Here is an 18177-nt window from a genome sequence, read left to right as displayed (position 1 = left end):
CGGGGCGACCAGGATTCCGATCAGTAACGTAAGGGCGGCAAGCAGTGCTCTCATGGGGGTGGCCCTTCGGGTAAGGCGGATGGCCGAACCATAAGATGTCGAGCAGAAGGCCGCAATATTTCGACGAGATTGCGCAAAGAAATAACTGTCGATCGGCAGACTTTGAGGATCTTCTCCCAGCGTGCGCCCATGAGCTGCGGATCCGGCGGAATTTGACGGAGCGCAAGGGACGACGTCAAGTCAGCGCAAGAAGCCGCAAGACTTGCGCTGACCGGCGCCCCGACTTGCGCGGCTCAGACCTGGCGTCCGGGCGGTGGCTCCAGCAGGGGTCACAGCCCCTGGACCAGGGCGATGATGATCGACGTCAGCGCGACCGGCCCCATCACGGCCACCGTCACCACGATCGGGCTGCGGCCGGGCAGGAGGCGGGCGAGGGCGTTGGAGGCGGTCCGCCGCACCGCGCCCGCGCCGGGCAGCACGAACAGCCCCAGCGTGAACGCGCCGGCCGCCAGCGACTCCGCGTGGCTGCCGCTCAACCGGCCGGTCATGTGCAGGAGGCTCCCCGCGACCAGGCCGAACGCCAGCGACAGGAACATGTGGCCGGCCGTCACGAGCGCGGTCCTGGACAGCGTCGGCCGGGTCTCGGGCTCGGCGAAGTAGTGGTCGGCGGCGCGCAGCGCCAGCGTGATCGCCGCCGCCACCAGGCCCACGGCGACCGGCATGAGCACGGTGAACGCGACCAGCGTCACGAGCATGAGCACCCCGACGAACCCGCTGCTGTGCAGGAACCGCCGCAGGTCGAAGGGCTCCGCGGGGGCCTGCGGGCGCTCCCGCTCCCGAGCCGCGTGGACGGTCGGCGCCGCTGCCGGGGACGGCGGCTCCTCCTGGCGCCTCGCGGCGTATTCGACCGGCGGGAGCAGGTCGGACACGATGTCCATGGTCAGCGTACGCTCGCTGATCCGCCCCGCCGGGCGGCCGGCCGGATCGAGCGCCCTGGCCATCCGCAGCAGCTCACGCGCGCTGGGCCGGGCCGCCGGATCGACCTGCAACGCCAGGCTGAGCCAGCCCCGCAGCCAGGCCGGCGCCTTGTCGATCTGCGCGCGCCCCTCCATGGTGTTGAAGCAGACCGCCTCGAACGTCCCCGTGCCGAACGGCGGCAGCCCCGTGGCGGCGAAGAACACCGTCGAGGCCAGCGCGTGCACGTCGGCCGCCTGGGTGATCTGCGAGTCACGGATGATCTCCGGCGCCAGGTAACCCGGCGTGCCGACGAACATCCCCGTCTGCGTCAGCCGGGAGGCATTCACCAGATGGGCGATGCCGAAGTCGATGACCAGCGGCTCCCCGTCGACCAGCATGACGTTGGTCGGCTTCAGGTCCCGGTGGATCACCCCGGCCGCGTGCACGTCCACCAGCGCCTGGCACAACCCCTCGGCGAGCCGGACGACCGCACGCGCCTCCAGCGGGCCCTGGGACAGCACGGTGTCCTCCAGCGTGCGGCCCTTGGCGAACCGGGTCACCACGAAGGGCCGCCCGCCTGACAGCTCGGCGTCGATCACCTCGGCCACGAAGCGGCTGCGCACCCGCCGCATGGTCTCCACCTCGCGGAACAGCCGGTCGCGCGCCTTGAGGTCGGCGGCCACGTGCGGGTGCAGCACCTTGATCGCGACCTCGCGGCCCGCGCCGTCGAGACCGAGATGGACGACCCCCATGCCGCCCTCGCCGATCTTCCCGATCACCCGGTAGGGGCCGAGATGTTCCTGCGTCTGCGTGCTCATTCCCGACGTCATCCTCCGTGATCCCCCGGCACGCCATGCTTGCGTGTGCGCTGACGGGACATTCTCCCGCAGTGCTCCCCCGAGATGCACAGTAAGCGACGATCGGCCCGAGTGCGCCGCCCACCGGCCGGAATTTCCGGCAGTGCGGCGGGCCGGGGTCGGGCCCGGACCGCGGTGGGCGCGGCGAGCGTGCGCACGCGAGTTACAGCCACCCCCGTTCGGAAGCGCGCAGGCCGGCCTCGAAGCGGCTGCGCGCCCCCAACCGCCCCATCACATCGGCCATGATCCGGCGCACGGTACGGGGCGCCAGGCCCAGCTGACGGCCCGCGCCCTCGTCGGTCATGCCCTCGGCGAGCAGCCGCAGGAGCTGACGTTCCTGCGGGGACAGGCCGTCGCGGTCGCGAACCGGTGTCGAGCCGACGGGGGTCGCCGTCGCCCAGATCTGCTCGAACAGCGCCATGATCAACGAGACCGTCCCCGGACTGCTGACCTGGACGGCGCCGGCCTTGGTGTCGGCCGGGTCGAGGGGTACCAGCGCGATCTGGCGGTCATAGATGATCATGCGCGTGGGCAGGGTCGGCACGGTACGGAATTGGGCGCCTATCCCGACCAGCCAGAAGGCGAAGGCCAGGGTGGGCCCGTCACGCCGGAGGCAGTCCAGCCCCACGGTGCGAATCGCCACACCGCGATCGCGTACCTGCTGGTCGAGCGGCTTGGCCGCCTCGATCATGGCCGGATCCTGAGGCCCCCCGGGCATCAGGGTGGCGACCTCGATCCGGGCCCGCGAGGCCAGCACCTCGATGCGCGACCTGATGGCGTCCAGGCCGATCAGCCGTTCCGCGTCGGGGTGCCCGTCACCGGGGCGCAGGCCGGCGTACTGGCTGACCAGCACGGTGATGGCCGCCTCGCTCTCGACGATGCTCTGCTGCTGGCGCAGCACCTCGGCCTGACGGCGTCGGAGCAGCAGCTGGAGCCCGGCCTCCGGGTTGACCGGGCGCATGACGCCGGGTGCCTCCCAGGAGGGTCGCAGCAGGGCCAGGTCGGCGAGCTGGTCGAACGCCTGCCTGATCTGGTCGGCACTGACCGACAACTGCGCGGCCAGCCCCTCGGGATCCGGGACGAGCCCGGTCAGCAGCAGGCGGTAGACGCGCTCGGCGAGCCTGCTCAGGCCCAGCGATTCGAGCATTCCGAGCTGCGTCTTCGCCCACTTGTTCGCAGCGACATCGATCTCTTCGGGTTTCCCCCTCGTCGTCACCGGACGTCAAGTCCTCGAATCAGCAGGTCGTAGCGCGTGCTGGTGATGCCGGTGGCCGCCGAGCGCACGACCCTGTCGATCCCCCCGGCGATCAGCCGCCGCCACTGTGGGTGCCTTCTCATGTGCATGTGGTACACGAGCTTGCTCCCTTCGCTTCCGGCCGACTGCTCGGCCCATGCTGCACTTCGGTCCAGACGGCCCGGCGGATGAGTCACCGGCCGGGCCTTTCGACCGGCGTGCCGGGGCCCGGGCCGCCGAGGTGCCTAAATAGGCCGGGCCGCTTCAGGAGCCGTTCGAGACCTTCTGCTGGGCACGGAGATCGACGCAGACTCTGGATCGACGGGGTAAGGCCGCCGGACGGCTCGGACGGCTGGAACGGCTCGGACGGCTCGGGGTGAGTTCGCCGGGGCCGGGAGGTCAGCGTCACGTGAACGCCGGCAGGCATCCACTTCCAAGGAGCAGACATGAAGCTCGCGATCCGCATCACCGCCACCGGCGCCGCCGCCATCCTCCTGATCGCTGTCTCGCCCGGGGTCACGGCCACGGCCACGGCCGCAGCCGAGACCGGCTGCCCGCCGACCGCCGCGGGCGGGCGGCCCCTCCCGCCCGTGAACGGATTCGACAGCAACATCTGGGGCTGATCGAGGGCGCCACCACCACCTGACCCGGCTCTCCCGGCCGGTGCGGCTCCTTCTGGGCACCGACCGGCCGGGCGCCACCGGCGTGCGCACGTTCCGGCGTGCGCCCGCCGGCGTACCGCACAGCCTTCCCGCGCACGCCATCGCCCTGGGCAAGGAGGCACGTTGCTCAGCGACACACACGCCGAAGACCTGGCATCCCTGCTTCGCTCGTACCGTCGTCGAGCCAGGCTGTCCCAGCAGGCCCTGGCGGACCTCAGCGCGGTCAGCGTCCGCGCCATCCGCGACCTCGAATCCGGCCGGGTCAAGAGCCCGCGCAGGGAGACCGTGCAGCTGCTGGCCGACGGTCTGAGGGTCGAAGGGTCCCAGCGCGCCGCGCTGGAGGCGGCGACCGGCCTGCCGGAGGACACCCCCGAGCCGCAGGCGCTGGGGAGCGCGTCGAGGATCCCCGTCCCCACCGGCGAGATGGTCGGCAGGGCGGCCGAACGGGAGCTGCTCCGCGAGCTCGTCCACGCCGGCGAACGGCTGGTGGCGGTCGTCGGGCTGGGCGGGGTCGGTAAGACGCGACTGGTCATGGAGGTGGCGCACGAGCTGGGCGGCAGTGGCGAATGGTGCGTCCTGTGGGCCGACCGGACCACCATGACGGACCTGCTCGGCGACGGGATCTCCGCCCTGGCCGGCGCCATCGGCGAGCAGGCCGCCGTACTGGTGCTCGACGGTTGTGACAGCTCCGGAGAGCACGCCGAGGCCCTGTTCGCCCTCTTGCGCCGCTGCCGCCGGCTGCGCGTGCTGGTGACGACCCGCCGGCCGCAGCACGCCGCGGGCTGGCGGATGTTGCCGCTCGCCCCGCTGCGCGTGCCCGCGGAGGCGGAGGCCGTGACCGAGCAGGTCGAGTCCGTACGGCTGCTGACCCGCCATCTCCGGCACGCCCATCCGGGGTTCAGCCTCGACGCCGCGAACGCGTCGGTGATCGCCGGCATCTGCCGCCAGGTCGACGGCATCCCCGCCGCCCTGGAGATGGTCGCCCAGTGGAGCGTGGTGCACCGGCTCGACGAGCTGCTGGAGGAGCTCTCACGCGACCCCGCCGCCCTGTCCGGCTGGCCGGTCCCCGCCGGACGGCGGCAGGCCCCGGCCGACGCCATCCCGCAGGCGATCGGCTGGCTGGACCAGCCCGCCTGGGAGCTGCTCGCGGTGGCCGCGCGGATCAGCCCCGCCTGGTCGGTCAAGGACGTGTCCGCCGCGGTGAACAGGCCGCTCGGCAACGTGGCCCGGCAGGTGCACGCCCTGCTGATGCTCGGGCTCGTACGGCGGAAGGAGACCTCCGCCGGGGTGTACTTCGAGATCCTCAGGAACACCCGCCGGTTCCTCGGTCTGCACTGAGTGTCGGCACTGAGTGTCTGCACTGAGCGTCTGCGCTGAGTGCCGGGCCGCGGGTGCCGGCCGAACGGGCCCGGTCAGAGGGTGAAGCCGCCGCCGCACACCACGACCTGGCCGCTGATGTAGTCGGATTCGGGCGTGCACAGCAGGTAGACCGCCCCGGCCGCCTCCTCCGGCGTGCCGGCCCGCCCCAGCGGGATGGTGGCCTTGATCGTCTCCAGGAGCCGGGCGTTGACCCCGACCCTGATCCGCCTGCCCCGCATGGTGATCGTGGCACCCTCGCCGGCGGCCGAATCGGTCAGCCGCGTGGTGATCAGGCCGAAGGCGACCGCGTTCACGTTGACCCGGTGGCGCCCCCACTCCTTGGCGAGGGTCCTGGTCAGGCCGGCCACGCCGGCCTTGGCCGCCGCGTAGTTGGCCTGCCCCGCGTTGCCGCCCAGTCCCGCGACCGAGGAGATGTTGACCACCTTGCGGTGGTGCTCGACGGGATGGGACCTGATGTACGGGTGGGCGGCCCGCAGGATCTGGAACGGCGCCTTGAGATGGAGGTCGAGGATGGCGTCCCACTGCTCGTCGGTCATCTTGTGGACGACGGTGTCCCAGGTGTGGCCGGCGTTGTTGACGACGATGTCCAGCCCGCCGAACGAGTCGATCGCGCATTCGACGAACCGGCCGGCGAAGCCGGGCTCGGTCACGTCGCCGAGGCAGGCCACCGCCTCGCCGCCCGCGGACTTGACGTCGGCGACGGTCGCCTCGGCGGGCTCGGGGTCGACGTCGTTGACGACCACGCGGGCGCCCTCCGCCGCCAGCTTGAGCGCGGTGGCCCGGCCGATGCCGCGGCCCGCGCCGGAGACGATCGCGGTACGTCCGGTCAGCCTGTCCACGTGCCCTCCTCCAGGTCGGTCTCCGGGTCGGTCTCCGGGTCGGTCTCCACGTCGATGACGGCGGTGCCGCGCAGGGTCACCGTGCCGTCGGCCAGCGTCACCGCGAGGTCCAGCCGGGCGGCTCCGCCCTCGACCCCGGTTACCGTCGCGGTGCAGGTCGGCTCGGCGTGCACCGGCGTGATGGCGGTGAAGCGCACGCCGTACGACCTGATGCGCCCCTGCGGGACCAGGCCGGTGAGCAGCCGCCCGAGGTAGGCCATGTTGAGCATCCCGTGGACGAACACGTCGTCGTGCCCGGCGGCCCGGGCCGCGTCCGTGTCGATGTGGGCGGGGTGGTGGTCGCCGGACGCGCCCGCGTACAGGGCGAGCGTGGCGCGGCTGATCGGGGAGAGCCGGAGCGGCGGCAGCCGGTCACCGGCCCGCAGCGGGGTGGTCATGGGGCGGCCTCCGCGGGACGTACGACGATGACGGTGGTCAGCCGGGCGACGGGCGCGCCGCCGCGGGTGACGTCGGTGGCGCGCACCAGGAAGTCCAGGGACTTCCTGCTGTAGACGTCGGTGATGCGGGAGTCGAAGGTGAGCACGTCACCGGCGTGGGCCAGGGCGTGGTAGGCGAAGCTCTGCTCGCCGTGCAGCATGCGGCCCAGGTCGACGTCGAGCGCGCGGACGTACGCGAGGGGGTCGGGGCGCTCCATCTCCAGGCAGAACAGGAACGTCGGCGGCACCGGCAGATCGGGGTGGCCGGCCGCGCGCGCGGCGGCCACCTCGGTGTAGACGGGGTCGCACTCGCCGATCGTCCTGGCGAACATGCGCAGGCGGCCGCGCTCGACCTCGACGGTCAGTTCGGGCGAGCGGGCGCCGATGACGGACGTGTCGATGGTCACGACTCACCACGTCCCCTGGCGGAAGCGGCCGAGCGGGCCCTCCAGCCCGGCGCGCAGCTCGTGGTCCCGCACGCCGAGCCCCGGCCCGGGCGCCAGGCAGAGCACCCCCACCTTGCCCTGGTGCAGATTGCCGTGCACGTCGTGAACGGCCTGGCCGGTGCGGGACAGCGGATACACCCTGGACAGCGTCGGGTGGATCCGGCCGCGGGTGATCAGCCGGTTGGCCGCCCACGCCTCCCGGTAGTTGGCGAAGTGCGTGCCGATGATCCGCTTGAGGTTCATCCAGAGGTAGCGGTTGTCGTAGGTGTGCTGGAAACCGCTGGTGGAGGCGCAGGAGACGATCGTTCCGCCGCGTCTGGCCACGAAGACGCTGGCGCCGAAGGTCTCCCTGCCGGGGTGCTCGAAGACGATGTCGGGATCCTCGCCGCCGGTCAGCTCGCGGATGTGCGCACCGAACCGGCGCCACTCCCGGGGGTCCTGGGTGTGCTCGCCGGACCAGAACCGGTAGTCCTCGGCCCGCCGGTCGATGATCAGCTCGGCGCCCATCCTGCGGCAGAGCTCCGCCTTCTCGGCGCTGGAGACCACGCACACCGGCGTGCCGCCGCCGTTGAGCACGAGCTGGGTGGCGTACGAGCCGAGGCCGCCCGAGGCGCCCCAGATGAGCACCGTGTCACCCTGCTTCATCCCGGCCCCGTTGGACGAGACGAGCTGCCGGTAGGCGGTCGAGTTCACCAGGCTGGAGGCGGCGGCCTCCTCCCAGGTCAGGTGGGCCGCCTTGGGCATGAGCTGGTTGGACTTCACGACGGCCAGCTCGGCGAGCCCGCCGAAGTTCGTCTCGAAGCCCCAGATGCGCTGCTCGGGGTCGAGCATCGTGTCGCCGTGCCCGTCGGGGTGCTCCAGCTCGACCGACAGGCAGTGCGCGACCACGTGGTCGCCCGGCTTCCAGGCGCCGACGCCGTCACCGGTACGCAGCACCACTCCGGACAGATCGGAGCCGACCACGTGGTAGGGCAGGTCGTGCCGCCCGGCCAGCGGGGAGGTACGGCCGTAACGCCGCAGGAAGGTGAAGGTGGGCAGGGGCTCGAAGATCGACGTCCACACCGTGTTGTAGTTGACGCTGCTCGCCATCACCGCGACCAGCGCCTCCCCCGGCCCCAGCTCGGGCGTGGCCACCTCCTCGACGTGCAACGACTTGCGCGGGTCCTTGTCCACGGAGCTCATGCCGTCGAACATGGTGACCTCGTCGGCGTGCACCGTGACCGCCCGGTAGCTCTCCGGTACGGGGAGGGACCCCAGCTCGGCCGGGTCGTCCGCCATGATCGCTTCGAGTGTCTTCCGCATCGCCGCCTCCGGGTTCAGTACCAGTGGAGAATCGTGGCGCCGGCGCACAGGCCCGCGCCCGCCGTGGCGAGCAGGATGCGCTCGCCCCGCTGGAGCGGCCGGCTCTGGTGCGACCGGTGCAGCGTGAACGCCACCGAGGCGGCGCCGATGTTGCCGTGGTCGCGTGCGGTGAGCGGCACCCGGTCCAGCCCGATGCCGAGATCGGCCGCCAGCTCCTCCAGCATCCGGATGTTCGCCTGGTGGAAGACGAACCTGCTGATGTCGCCGAGGTCGAGGGCGCAGTCGTCGAGCACCTGCTCGACGATCTTGCGCAGGGTGGGCAGCACCCAGTCCCTGACCGCCCGGCCGTCCATGTGCGCGTAGTGTTTCCCGGCCGCCCTGGTCTCCTCGTCGACCTCCATCCGGGTGCCGCCGGCGTCCACGCCCACCACGTGGTGGTACTCGCCGTCGGTGAGCATCCGGGTGGTCAGGAAGCCGTACCCGTCCGGCACCTCGCCGAGCAGCATGGCGGCGGCGCCGTCGCCGAAGATGCTGACGGTGGCGCGATCCTTCCTGTTCACCAGGGTGGAGACCATGTCCGCCCCCGCGACCAGCACCCGGGCGCCGCGGCAGTACGTGCTCAGCAGGCCCTCGGCGACCGCGAGCGAGTACAGGAACCCGCTGCAGCCGGCGTTCACGTCGAAGGCGGGCACCGTCTTCAGGTCCAGCTTGTGCTGCAGGATGGCCGCGGTCGCCGGCTGCGGCACGTCGGGCGTCATGGTGGCCAGGATGAGCGCGCCGAGGCGTTCGCGTGCGTCCGGCTCGGCGTCCAGCGCCTCGTTGGCCGCGATGGCCGCCAGGTCGGAGGTCACCGTCCCGGCCGTGGCGTAGCGGCGCTCGACGATCCCGGTCCTTCTCTCGACCCACTCCTCCCGCATCCCGGTCCAGCCTCTGATGTGCGCGTTGGTGATCACTCGTTCCGGCGCGTGCGCGCCCAGTCCGACTACTCCGACGGCCATGTCACGGGTCCCTTTCCTCGCACGATCGGCTCCTCGTCCAGCAGCGCGGCGAGCCGGCGGTACTGCGCCGCGTAGCCGGCCGCGGCCGGCATCAGCACCAGTTGGTCGGCCCCGGCGGCGACGAACGCGGCCAGGCCCTTCGCCACCTCGGCGCCGGTTCCCGCGATGACGTGCCGCAGGAGCGGCCCCGCCGACGGGCCGTACTGCAGGCCCACGAAACGGGCCGCCTCGGCCCTGGCGTGCTCGGGGTCGCGGTCGTCCACGTGGACGAGCGCGGCGATGCCCGCTCGCGGCTCGGCCCGGCCCAGCTCGCGAGCGCGGGCGCACAGGTGCTCCCGCCGCCGGGCGAACCGCGCCGGGCTCACCCAGGCTCCGAGCCAGCCGTCGCCGTGGCCCGCCGCCCGCTCCATCGCCGCCGCCGAACGGCCGCCGATCCAGACCGGCGGCATCGCCCCGGTGGGGGCGAGCGCGGGCACGTCGGCGTCCCACGGGGCGGGCAACCGCGCCGGGCGCCCGGAGAGCAGCGCCGGCAGCACGTCGAGCAGGGCGTCGGTACGACTGCCGCGCTCCTCCACGGGCACCCCGGCGGCCACCCACTCGGCGGGGTACTCGCCGCCCACGCCCACGCCGAGCAGGACCCGGTCACCGGACAGAACCTGTAACGAGGCCAGTTGCTTGGCCGTCCAGGCCGGGTGCCGCAACGCGCCCACGAGCACGGAGAACCCGAGGCCGACCCGCCGGGTCACGGCGGACACCGCGGCCAGGACGGAGACCGGCTCGAGGATCCCGGTGCGGAAGGCGAGGTGGTCGACGGTCCAGACCGAGTCGAATCCGAGGTCCTCGGCCAGGCCGGCCGAGGCGACCACGTCGTATCGGCTCGCGCCCGCCGCGCTGGTGGCGGGGAGCACGACCCCCACGTCGGTCATGAGATCCCGCCGCTCAGCCGGGCCACGTGCGCCGCGAGATCGCGGAGCCTGGGGTGGCGGTAGACGTCCTTCGTCGGCAGGACGACGCCGAAGTGCTCGCGCACCCGCGCCACCACCTTGAGCGCCACCAGCGAGTGGCCGCCAAGGGCGAAGAAGTCGTCGTCGGCCAGCACGCTGTCGACGCCGAGCACGCCGGCCCAGACCCTGGCGATCAGCTCCTCCACGGGGCCCTCGGCGGGCGGCCCCGTCCCGGCTCCCGCCGCCGGTACGGGCAGCGCGTCCAGGTCCAGCTTGCCGCCGACCGTACGGGGGAACTCCGGCAGCCACGTGAACGCGGCGGGCACCATGGAGCCGGGCAGCCGCCGGGCCAGGTGCTCGCGCAGCTGCGCGCCGGGCGCCTCGGTGCCGGTGTAGTAGGCCGCCAGCGCGTCGCCGCGCGGGACGACCACGCAGCGCGAGACCTCGGGACGCTCGCCGAGCACCGCCTCGACCTCGCCCGGCTCGATCCGGTGACCGCGTACCTTCACCTGGCGGTCGAGCCGGCCCAGGAAGATCAGGTTGCCGTCGGCGTCCCACCGGGCGCGGTCGCCGGTCCGGTACATGCGCGACCCGTCACCGGCCACCACGTCGGGCAGGAACCGCTCGGCGGTCAGGGAGGGCCGGTTGACGTAGCCGTGGGCCACTCCGGTGCCGGCGACGAACAACTCGCCGTCCTCGGCCGGGCGCAGGCGGCCGTCCAGCACGTACACGCGCACGCCGGGCAGGGGGCCGCCGATGTGCGGGTGCGGGCCGTGGACGGGCGCGGCGGTGGCGTCCACGGTGCACTCGCTGGGGCCGTACAGGTTGACCGTCCGCCAGCCGGGGGTGGCGGCCAGGTCGCGCCACATGCCGGCGGGCACCGGCTCGCCGCCCATGAGCAGCCGCAGCGGCCGGCCGGGCAGGAGGTCGTCGCGCAGGGCGGCCCAGTGCGAGGGCGTGAGGTCGAGCTCGGTGACGTCGTGCTCGCGCACGTACGCGGCCAGTGCGGGCGGGTCGGCGCGGACGTCCTCGCCCAGCAGCACGATCGTGTCGCCGCGGCACACGCGGATCAGCTGCTGCACCGAGGCGTCGAAGGAGATGCTCGCGTTCCAGCCGACCGTGGCCGGATCTGGAGGGTAGATCCCGGCCTGCTCCAGGGAGGCGAGCAGCGCCGACACCCCGCCTCTGCTGACCGCGACCCCCTTGGGCCGGCCGGTCGAACCGGAGGTGTGCAGGACGTAGGCGACGTCGTGCCCGCCGACCTGCGCGGGCGTCCGGACGGCCGGGTGCTCACCCGCCGGAGCGGGCGGTCCGGCGGGCTCCCGCTCGACGAGGGAGGCGGGCGGGGCGGTGGGCTCCGGGTCGTCGCGCGGCGGGGCGGTCGCGGTCGGCACGCTCCAGCCGGGCTCCGGCCGGTCCGTGTAGACCGCGCTCACCCCGGCGTCGGCGACGGTGAGCGCCAGCCGCTCGGCCGGGTGGGCGGGGTCGAGCGGGACGTAGGCCGCGCCCAGCCACCAGACCGCCAGCAGCGCCGCGGGCAGCTCGGTGGACCGGGGCAGGCAGACGCCGACCCGGGAGCCGCGTACGACGCCCGCCGCCCGCAGCGCCCCCGCCACCCTGGCCACCCGCGTCGCCAGCCCGGCGAAGCTGAGCTCGCCGTCCGGCGCCCGCACGGCGCGGCGGTCGGGATGGGCGGCCACCGCCCGGCGGAACCGGCCGAGCACGTCATCGGGCTCGGCCGCGAGCGCGGGCCCCACGGAGCGCGGGGCGGCGGGGAAGGTGACGGTCATCTCGGCCCCATATCGCGCGCGGGCAGGATACGGACAAAGCCGGCGGTCATCTCAGCCCCCGTCGCACACGGACATCGGCGGGATCGGGCGGCACTCCTGGAGCGTCACCGGGTCTCCCATGGCCACGACGACCCTGCGGTCGCCGCGGAAGGGGTCGCGGCCGTGCGCGGCGAGCAGGTTGTCCACGATCAGCAGATCACCTGCCCGCCACGCCTGCCGCAGGACGGCCGTTTCGTAGGCGGCGTTCATGGCGCTCACGTCGTCCGCGCTGAGCTCCGTGCCGTCGCCGTACCCTGTCGTGAAGGGCAGGCCGTCCCGCCCCGATTCCTGGAGAAGCACGTCCCGGATCTCGGGATCGAGTGAATGCTCGCTCCAGAAGGCGGCGTGGTTGAACCACACCTCATCCCCGGTCCGGGGATGCCTGATGATCGCGGGGCGCACCTGCCTGGTGCGCAGCGTGTCGTTCTCGCCCCAGCGACAGCTGATGAGGTTGTCGGCGCAGTACTTCTCGACCTCTTCGCGCGTGTCCGCGCCGAACGCGGTGCGCCAGCCGAGGGAGATGTGCTCGCCGTAGGTGCGCCGCAGCGACCAGCCGACGGCGCGGAACCGCTCGGCCAGCTCGGGCGGCAGGTTGCGCAGCACCTGGCGGCAGTCGGCCACCGGCGTGGCGCCGCCCGTGGGCGGCGCGGTCAGGCAGCAGAAGAGCAGCACGCCGGGGAAGCTCAGCGTGTAGCTGTTCTCGTTGTGCATCCTGATGGGCTGCGAGGGCGGCAGGTCGGTCGAGGAGTAGACGTCGTCGACGACGTGGGTGCGGGGGGTGGCCTTCTCCCGGTAGGCCGCCCGCTCGGTGAGGAGAACGTCCCGCAGGGCGGCGAAGTCGGCCGCGCCGCGGACGGGCAGGCCGCGCAGGCACAGCGCGCCGTGCGCGTCCAGCAGGTCGCGGATGCGCGGGCGTACCGCGGCCAGCCAGGCGCCCGCGGCGGCGACGGTGTCCAGGCCGGTCACCGTGGCCGTCGCCGGTCCGCCGTGGCCGAGCGTGCATTCGAGGTCGGGGATGGTCACGTCCATGGCTTGTCCCTTACAGCGCGTCGATGTGCGCGGGCAGTGCGCGCCAGACGTCGGGGGTGTAGAAGTGCCCGCCGGGCAAGGAGTCGCAGCGGAACCGGCCGCGGCAGACCTGCCGCCACTGGGCTGCCACGGCCGGCTCGATGACCCGGTCGTCGCGGCCCCAGAGCACCTGCACGGGGACGCCGGTCGTCGCTCCCGGCGGGTAGCGGTAGGAGTCGCGTACGCGGATGTCGGCGCGCATGAGCTCGTAGGCCATCTCCATCAGGCCGGAGTCCGAGCGCGCGTGGCCGGGCAGCAGGCCGATCGTCGCCATCCAGGCCAGCAGCTCGGTGTCGGAGTCGCCGAGGGCGGGGAACCTGTCGCGCTCGGTCAGCCCCCGGTTCGGCGCGTTGCAGGAGGAGACGACGAGCGCGGCGGGCAGCGGGCCGCCCTGCCGCTCGATCCGGGTCACCACGTCGAAGGCCATCCAGCCGCCCATGCTGTGCCCGAAGAGCACGTAGGGCCGGTCGGCCGCCGACAGCACGGCCGCCGTGGCGTCCTCGGCGAGCTCCTCCCAGGTCCGGGCGAAGCTCTCGGCGAACCTGCCCTCCCGGCCGGGGTAGCAGACGAGCGCCAGCTGCGTCCGCTGGTCGAGGGCCGCGGCCCACGACCGGTACGCCCCGGTGCCCCCGCCGCAGAAGCCGAGGCAGACGAGCGACCTGGTGGCCGCCGGCCGCAGCGCGGGCCGGATGACCGTCGTGTCCTGTACGCGGTACGCGGTCACGTCAGGTCTGGACCTGGTCCATCTGCTCCCGCAGGCTGCGCGGGCGCATGTCGACCCAGTTCCGCTCGATGTGGTCCAGGCAGGACCGGCGGGTCTCCGGACCGTGCACGGCCTTCCAGCCGTCCGGCACGTCGATGAACGAAGGCCACAGGGAATGCTGTTCCTCGTCGTTGATCAGCACCAGGAAAGTGCCGTTCTCGTCGTCGAAAGGATTAGTCACCGTTACCTCCGGAATTTTTCTGCACATGCAAAGCCTAAGGTCGGGAATTTGCATCGACCGGCAGTCGGCGAGGCAACCGACCGGCAATTCAAAGGACACTTCTGACGGACCACAGCTCGGGGAAGAACCGGTGTTCCGCGGACCGGCGCAGCCATTGCACGCCGCTGGTCCCGCCCGTGCCGGGCTTGCCGCCGAGCACGCGCTCGACCACCAGCAGGTGGACCGCCCGCCACTTCCCGAACTCGTAGGCCACGTCGACCAGCGCCTCGGCCAGCCGGTGCTCCGTGTGGTGGCGGGCCGGGTCCTCGTACACCTGGCGCCAGGCCTGTTCGACGCCGGCGTGCGGCCGGTAGGGGGCCGTCCAGTCGCGCTTCAGGCACTCGGCGGGGATCTCCAGCCCGTTGCGCGCGAGCAGCCGGAGCGACGCGTCGTAGAGGCTGGGCTCGGACAGGTCGCGCATGAGGTCGCCGTGGCCGGCCTCGCCTTCGTACGGCCTGGTCATGGCGGCGTTCTTGTTGCCGAGGACGAACTCCCACTGCCGGTAGGCGGAGGACTGGAACCCCGACCCGCCGGCGAGCTGGTCGCGGAACTCGGCGTACTCGGCCGGGCTGAGGGAGGCGAACAGCTCCCACGCGGCGGCCATCAGGGCCTGCGCCGGGCGCAGCCGCCTCAGTGTGCGCAGCGCCGCGCCCGGGTCGTCGGCGTCGAGCTGGTCGCGGGCCCGTGCCGCCTCGATGTGGCCGAGCTTGAACAGCAGCTCCATGACCTGGGTGCCGATGAGGAAGCCGGGCTCGCTGGGCGACTTGGTGCGGAACTCCTGCACCGACAGCAGCACGTCAGGGCGGACGTACGCGGCGAACGGCGTGGGGCCCTCGCCGAACTCCAGGATCGGCCGCCCGCCGGTGCGCCGCGCCCGCTCGGCGCGCTCGTCGTCGCTCTGAACCCGGTACGCCGAGCGCTCGTATTTCCCTGCCGTCATCGGCATCTCCTCAGACCCGGCCACGGAGGACCCGGGTGATCGCGCGCAGCCCGTCCGACAGGACCTCCGTGGGCCCGCCGAAGCCGATGCGCATCCTGTCGGGGTGGCCGAAGCAGACGCCGGGCACGACCAGCACGCCCAGACTCTCCAGCGTGTCGCAGATCTCGCCCACGTCGGTGACGCCGCGCACGGCGGGGAAGGCGCAGACCCCGCCCAGCGGCATGGCCAGGTCGATGGCGTCCCGGTTCGCGTCCGCCCAGCCGCGCAGGCGCTCGCGGTTGCGCGCGGCCAGGCCGAGCCGGTCGGCGACGATCCTGTCGCCGTTCGCGAGCACCGCCGTGGCCAGGAACTCCGCCAGCGGCGAGGTGCTGATCGAGACGTAGTCCCTGACCTTCACCATCGTCGCGAGCAGCTCGGGCGGCGCCAGGCACCAGCCGACGCGCAGCCCCGGCAGCCCGTACGCCTTGGACAGGGTGCCCACCGAGATGGCGCGGTCCAGGAAGAGGCGCGGATCGGGCAACGGGTCGCCGTCGTAGACGAGCTCGCCGAACGCGCCGTCCCACAGCAGGTGGCAGTCCCGCGCCGCGATGAGCCGCAGGAACTCCGCGTACTCGCCGGGCCCCAGCGTGGTGCCCGTCGGGTTGTGCGGGAAGTTCACCAGCACCGCTCGGGTGCGCTCGTTGAGCAGGTCGCGCAGCCGGTCGAGGTCGGGGACGAAGCCGTCGGCCGGGTCCAGCCACCAGACGCGCAGCCGGGCGCCCAGCACCTCCGCGATCGAGTACAGCGAGTGGTAGACGGGGTGCAGGACCACGATCTCGTCGCCCGGCCGGACGATCGCGGCCAGGGCGAGGAACAGCGCCTCGGTGGAGCCGTGGGTCACCATCACCGAGTCCGGCCGGCTGCCGAACCGCCGCGCGATCACCTCGCGCAGCGCCGGCGCGCCCACCGAGGGGCTGTCGCGGAAGGCGATGCCGTCGAGCTCCGCCGTGCTGATGCCGAGCAGTTCCCTGAGCTCGCCGAGCGTGTAGTTCTCCACGCCGGAGCTGGAGATGTCGACGGGCAGGGTGAAGTACCGCTCGCGCAGCCAGTCCTCCAGCAGCGCCGGGGCGATGTCCCCGATCGGGCGGGGGTCAGCCGATTCGACGGTCATCGCCGCTCCTCCTGCCCGCCCGGGTCCGCCTGAGGTCGGCGGTCACGTTGATCCGCCTGAGCCATCGGTCGCGGCCGTCGTAGCGGGCCCGGAACGGGCGCCGGCCGTGCACGACGTTCCGGTTGTCGAGGAAGATCAGGTCTCCGGGGGCGAGGGCGAAGTCGTACAGGTTCGCGTCGAGCTGGCCGAAGATGAGCTCCAGCGCCGCCCGCGCGTCCTCGTCGCCCGGGGCGGCCACGGTGCAGTCGCGGTCGATCCGCAGCACCGCGGCCTCGGCCGGGCCGGTCAGCACCGCTCCGGTCTCCGGCCTGGTCGTGTCCTGGTCGTGGGCGTCGTCGGCCCGGGTCAGGAAGCGCGGCTGGGCCAGCGTCTCGCGCGCCCATCCGGGCAGCGCCAGGGGGTCGGCCGCGGCCAGCGTGGTGGGCGTCAGGTCGGGGTTGCGCAGGCAGTACAGGCCCACATAGTCGGCCCGGTACGGCGAGAAGGCGTCCTCGGTGTGCCAGGTCAGCTCCTTGCGGCTGCTGGAGCTGACGTCCGTCTGCTCGTGCCCGGCCACCGGCAGCACGTCGGTGAGGATGCGGCCGTCCTGCTGGGTGGTCCACCCGATCGGGTCCCCGAGCAGCGCGGCCCAGAGCATCAGCGTGAAGCCGGACAGCCTGGCCTCCTCGCTCTGCGGGTCGCGCCAGTGGGCGGGGGTGTCGTTCAGCAGGTCGTCGCGGAGCATGTTCCCGGTGATGAGAACGGCGTGCTTGGCCTCGTCGAGCCGGGCCCTGTTGACGGCGCGGCGCGGCGCGAGCGGCAGCTCCTGTGCGATGACATTTACCTCGGCGAGAAATTCGGGACTGTCGGCGGCGACATATTCGTCGGCGCAGTTGCCGGCCAGCGCTCTGGCCAGTTTGGCCTCTTCCCGGTTCAGCGCGATTTCCCGTACCCGCGCGTTCACCAGCATTTCGGGCAGCACCTTGCACAACCTCCAGGAATTCTGGTCCGCCGGGTGGACGGGCCACCCGGCGAGAGTTTCGGAAAAGGGCCGGGCCTATTCGGCCGACGGCTCGAGTACGCGGACGAGCTCCATGGCGATCTCCCGGAGCGGCTCCGGGCGGGTCATGTCGAGGTGCTCGCAGTGCACGGAGTGGTCGAGGACCTCCCCGTCGATGAAGGCGGACCATTCGTCCGAGGTCGGGGTGTCGGGCTCGCGGCCCAGCGTCGCGGTGAAGAACACCAGGTCGCCGTGGAACAGCCCCGGAGTCTCGCCGAGCACGATGTCCTGGTTGCGCATGGAGGCCGCGAACAGTTCCTCGATCAGCTCGGGATCGAGCCGGATCTGCCCGGCGCCCTCGCGCTCCATCAGCTCGGCCACCCAGTTGCTGGTGGGCTGGTCGTCCCGCCAGGAGTCGTCCGGCGGGTAGGCGTCCATCATGGCCAGCAGGGCGACCTCCTCGCCCTGCTCCTGCAGCCGGCAGGCCATCGCGTGCGCGATGCCGCCGCCGAGCGACCAGCCCAGCAGGTGGTAGGGCCCGGTGGGCTGGACCTGCCGGACGTGGTCGAGATAGTCGTCGACCAGCTCCGCGAGCGAGGCGTGGCGCGTCGTGTCGGCGCCGATGCCGCGCGTCTGCAGGCCGTACACCGGCCGGTCCGGGCCCAGGTGCTGCAGCAGCCCGGTGTAGCACCAGGCCAGTCCGGTGGCCGGATGCACGCAGAACAGCGGCGGCCTGCTCCCCCGGTCGCGCAGCCTGAGCAGGATGCTCGTCGGCTGGGCTCCTCCGGCGTCCCTGCTGTCGACCAGCTCGCAGATCCCGGCGACGGTGGGCGCGTGGAACAGCTCCTGCAGGCTCACCTCGATCCCCAGCGTGGACCTTGTCCGGGCGACCACCCGGGTCGCCGACAGCGAGTGGCCACCCAGGTCGAAGAAGTTGTCGTCGATGCCGACCCGGCCCACCTCGAGCACCTCGGCGAACAGCCCGCAGAGCACCTCCTCGCGGGGGTTGCGCGGGCCCCGGCCGCCGGCCGGGCCGGTGAGCTCGGGCGCGGGCAGGGCGCGCACGTCGAGCTTGCCGTTGATGGTCAGCGGCAGCGACGCCAGCGGCACGAACGCCGACGGCACCATGTGGT

19 protein-coding genes are annotated in these 18177 nt (G+C 72.8%); 2 read left to right on the top strand and 17 right to left on the bottom strand.

Going from position 1 to position 18177, the window contains the following annotated elements; all coding sequences use genetic code 11:
* Positions 1–329: 329 nt before the first annotated feature.
* The 3 genes from ACTWPW_RS58145 to ACTWPW_RS58135 all read right to left on the bottom strand — a co-directional run bounded on the left by ACTWPW_RS58145 (position 330) and on the right by ACTWPW_RS58135 (position 3152).
* Positions 330–1775 (bottom strand): serine/threonine-protein kinase, encoded by a 1446-nt coding sequence (locus tag ACTWPW_RS58145; RefSeq protein ID WP_375114317.1) that lies wholly within the window; start codon positions 1773–1775, stop codon positions 330–332.
* Positions 1776–1977: 202 nt separating this feature from the next.
* Positions 1978–2961 (bottom strand): LuxR C-terminal-related transcriptional regulator, encoded by a 984-nt coding sequence (locus ACTWPW_RS58140; protein WP_375114318.1) that lies wholly within the window; start codon positions 2959–2961, stop codon positions 1978–1980.
* A gap of 65 nt (positions 2962–3026) precedes the next feature.
* On the bottom strand, positions 3027–3152 hold the full coding sequence (locus tag ACTWPW_RS58135) for a hypothetical protein (protein WP_375114319.1): 126 nt from the start codon (positions 3150–3152) through the stop codon (positions 3027–3029).
* Between the two features lie 342 nt (positions 3153–3494).
* Between ACTWPW_RS58135 and ACTWPW_RS58130 the strand changes: the two genes are divergently transcribed.
* Positions 3495–3671, top strand: coding sequence for a hypothetical protein (locus ACTWPW_RS58130; protein ID WP_375114320.1), 177 nt, complete (start codon positions 3495–3497; stop codon positions 3669–3671).
* Between the two features lie 162 nt (positions 3672–3833).
* Positions 3834–5048: a helix-turn-helix domain-containing protein gene (locus tag ACTWPW_RS58125; protein WP_375114321.1), complete on the top strand. Its 1215-nt coding sequence runs from the start codon at positions 3834–3836 to the stop codon at positions 5046–5048.
* Between the two features lie 74 nt (positions 5049–5122).
* Here ACTWPW_RS58125 and ACTWPW_RS58120 read toward each other — a convergent pair whose 3' ends face one another.
* The 14 genes from ACTWPW_RS58120 to ACTWPW_RS58055 all read right to left on the bottom strand — a co-directional run.
* Positions 5123–5929 carry an SDR family NAD(P)-dependent oxidoreductase gene (locus ACTWPW_RS58120; RefSeq protein ID WP_375114322.1) on the bottom strand — a complete coding sequence of 269 codons (807 nt, stop codon included), beginning with the start codon at positions 5927–5929 and terminating at the stop codon, positions 5123–5125.
* On the bottom strand, positions 5917–6366 hold the full coding sequence (locus ACTWPW_RS58115) for a MaoC/PaaZ C-terminal domain-containing protein (RefSeq protein WP_375114323.1): 450 nt from the start codon (positions 6364–6366) through the stop codon (positions 5917–5919). The genes ACTWPW_RS58120 and ACTWPW_RS58115 overlap by 13 nt, the downstream gene beginning before the upstream one ends.
* Positions 6363–6812 (bottom strand): MaoC family dehydratase N-terminal domain-containing protein, encoded by a 450-nt coding sequence (locus tag ACTWPW_RS58110; RefSeq protein ID WP_375114324.1) that lies wholly within the window; start codon positions 6810–6812, stop codon positions 6363–6365. Before ACTWPW_RS58110 ends, ACTWPW_RS58115 begins: the two co-directional genes overlap by 4 nt.
* A gap of 3 nt (positions 6813–6815) precedes the next feature.
* On the bottom strand, positions 6816–8153 hold the full coding sequence (gene ccrA / locus ACTWPW_RS58105; protein WP_375114325.1) for a crotonyl-CoA carboxylase/reductase: 1338 nt from the start codon (positions 8151–8153) through the stop codon (positions 6816–6818).
* A gap of 14 nt (positions 8154–8167) precedes the next feature.
* A complete protein-coding gene (locus ACTWPW_RS58100) occupies positions 8168–9151 on the bottom strand; it encodes a 3-oxoacyl-ACP synthase III family protein (protein ID WP_375114326.1) in 984 nt (327 codons plus the stop codon).
* A complete protein-coding gene (locus ACTWPW_RS58095; protein WP_375114327.1) occupies positions 9136–10077 on the bottom strand; it encodes an LLM class flavin-dependent oxidoreductase in 942 nt (313 codons plus the stop codon). The genes ACTWPW_RS58100 and ACTWPW_RS58095 overlap by 16 nt, the downstream gene beginning before the upstream one ends.
* On the bottom strand, positions 10074–11885 hold the full coding sequence (locus tag ACTWPW_RS58090; protein WP_443174115.1) for an amino acid adenylation domain-containing protein: 1812 nt from the start codon (positions 11883–11885) through the stop codon (positions 10074–10076). Before ACTWPW_RS58090 ends, ACTWPW_RS58095 begins: the two co-directional genes overlap by 4 nt.
* Positions 11886–11936: 51 nt before the next feature.
* Positions 11937–12953: a TauD/TfdA family dioxygenase gene (locus ACTWPW_RS58085; protein WP_375114329.1), complete on the bottom strand. Its 1017-nt coding sequence runs from the start codon at positions 12951–12953 to the stop codon at positions 11937–11939.
* 10 nt (positions 12954–12963) lie between these two features.
* Complete coding sequence (locus ACTWPW_RS58080) at positions 12964–13716, bottom strand: thioesterase II family protein (RefSeq protein WP_443174114.1); 753 nt, start codon at positions 13714–13716, stop codon at positions 12964–12966.
* A 1-nt stretch (position 13717) separates the two neighbouring features.
* Positions 13718–13936 (bottom strand): MbtH family protein, encoded by a 219-nt coding sequence (locus ACTWPW_RS58075; RefSeq protein ID WP_375114331.1) that lies wholly within the window; start codon positions 13934–13936, stop codon positions 13718–13720.
* Positions 13937–14024: 88 nt separating this feature from the next.
* Positions 14025–14915: a tryptophan 2,3-dioxygenase gene (locus tag ACTWPW_RS58070; RefSeq protein ID WP_443174113.1), complete on the bottom strand. Its 891-nt coding sequence runs from the start codon at positions 14913–14915 to the stop codon at positions 14025–14027.
* 10 nt (positions 14916–14925) lie between these two features.
* Positions 14926–16065, bottom strand: coding sequence for a capreomycidine synthase (vioD, locus tag ACTWPW_RS58065; protein ID WP_443174112.1), 1140 nt, complete (start codon positions 16063–16065; stop codon positions 14926–14928).
* Positions 16046–17026, bottom strand: coding sequence for a guanitoxin biosynthesis L-enduracididine beta-hydroxylase GntD (gene gntD / locus ACTWPW_RS58060; RefSeq protein ID WP_443174111.1), 981 nt, complete (start codon positions 17024–17026; stop codon positions 16046–16048). The genes vioD and gntD overlap by 20 nt, the downstream gene beginning before the upstream one ends.
* Before the next feature lie 75 nt (positions 17027–17101).
* Positions 17102–18177: alpha/beta fold hydrolase (locus ACTWPW_RS58055; protein ID WP_443174110.1), on the bottom strand; the 1076-nt coding region annotated here is incomplete at its 5' end.

This window comes from Nonomuraea sp. KM90 (genome assembly GCF_052246675.1).
In the GTDB taxonomy this organism is placed as follows: domain Bacteria; phylum Actinomycetota; class Actinomycetes; order Streptosporangiales; family Streptosporangiaceae; genus Nonomuraea.
This window is presented reverse-complemented; position numbering and strand designations above follow the sequence as displayed.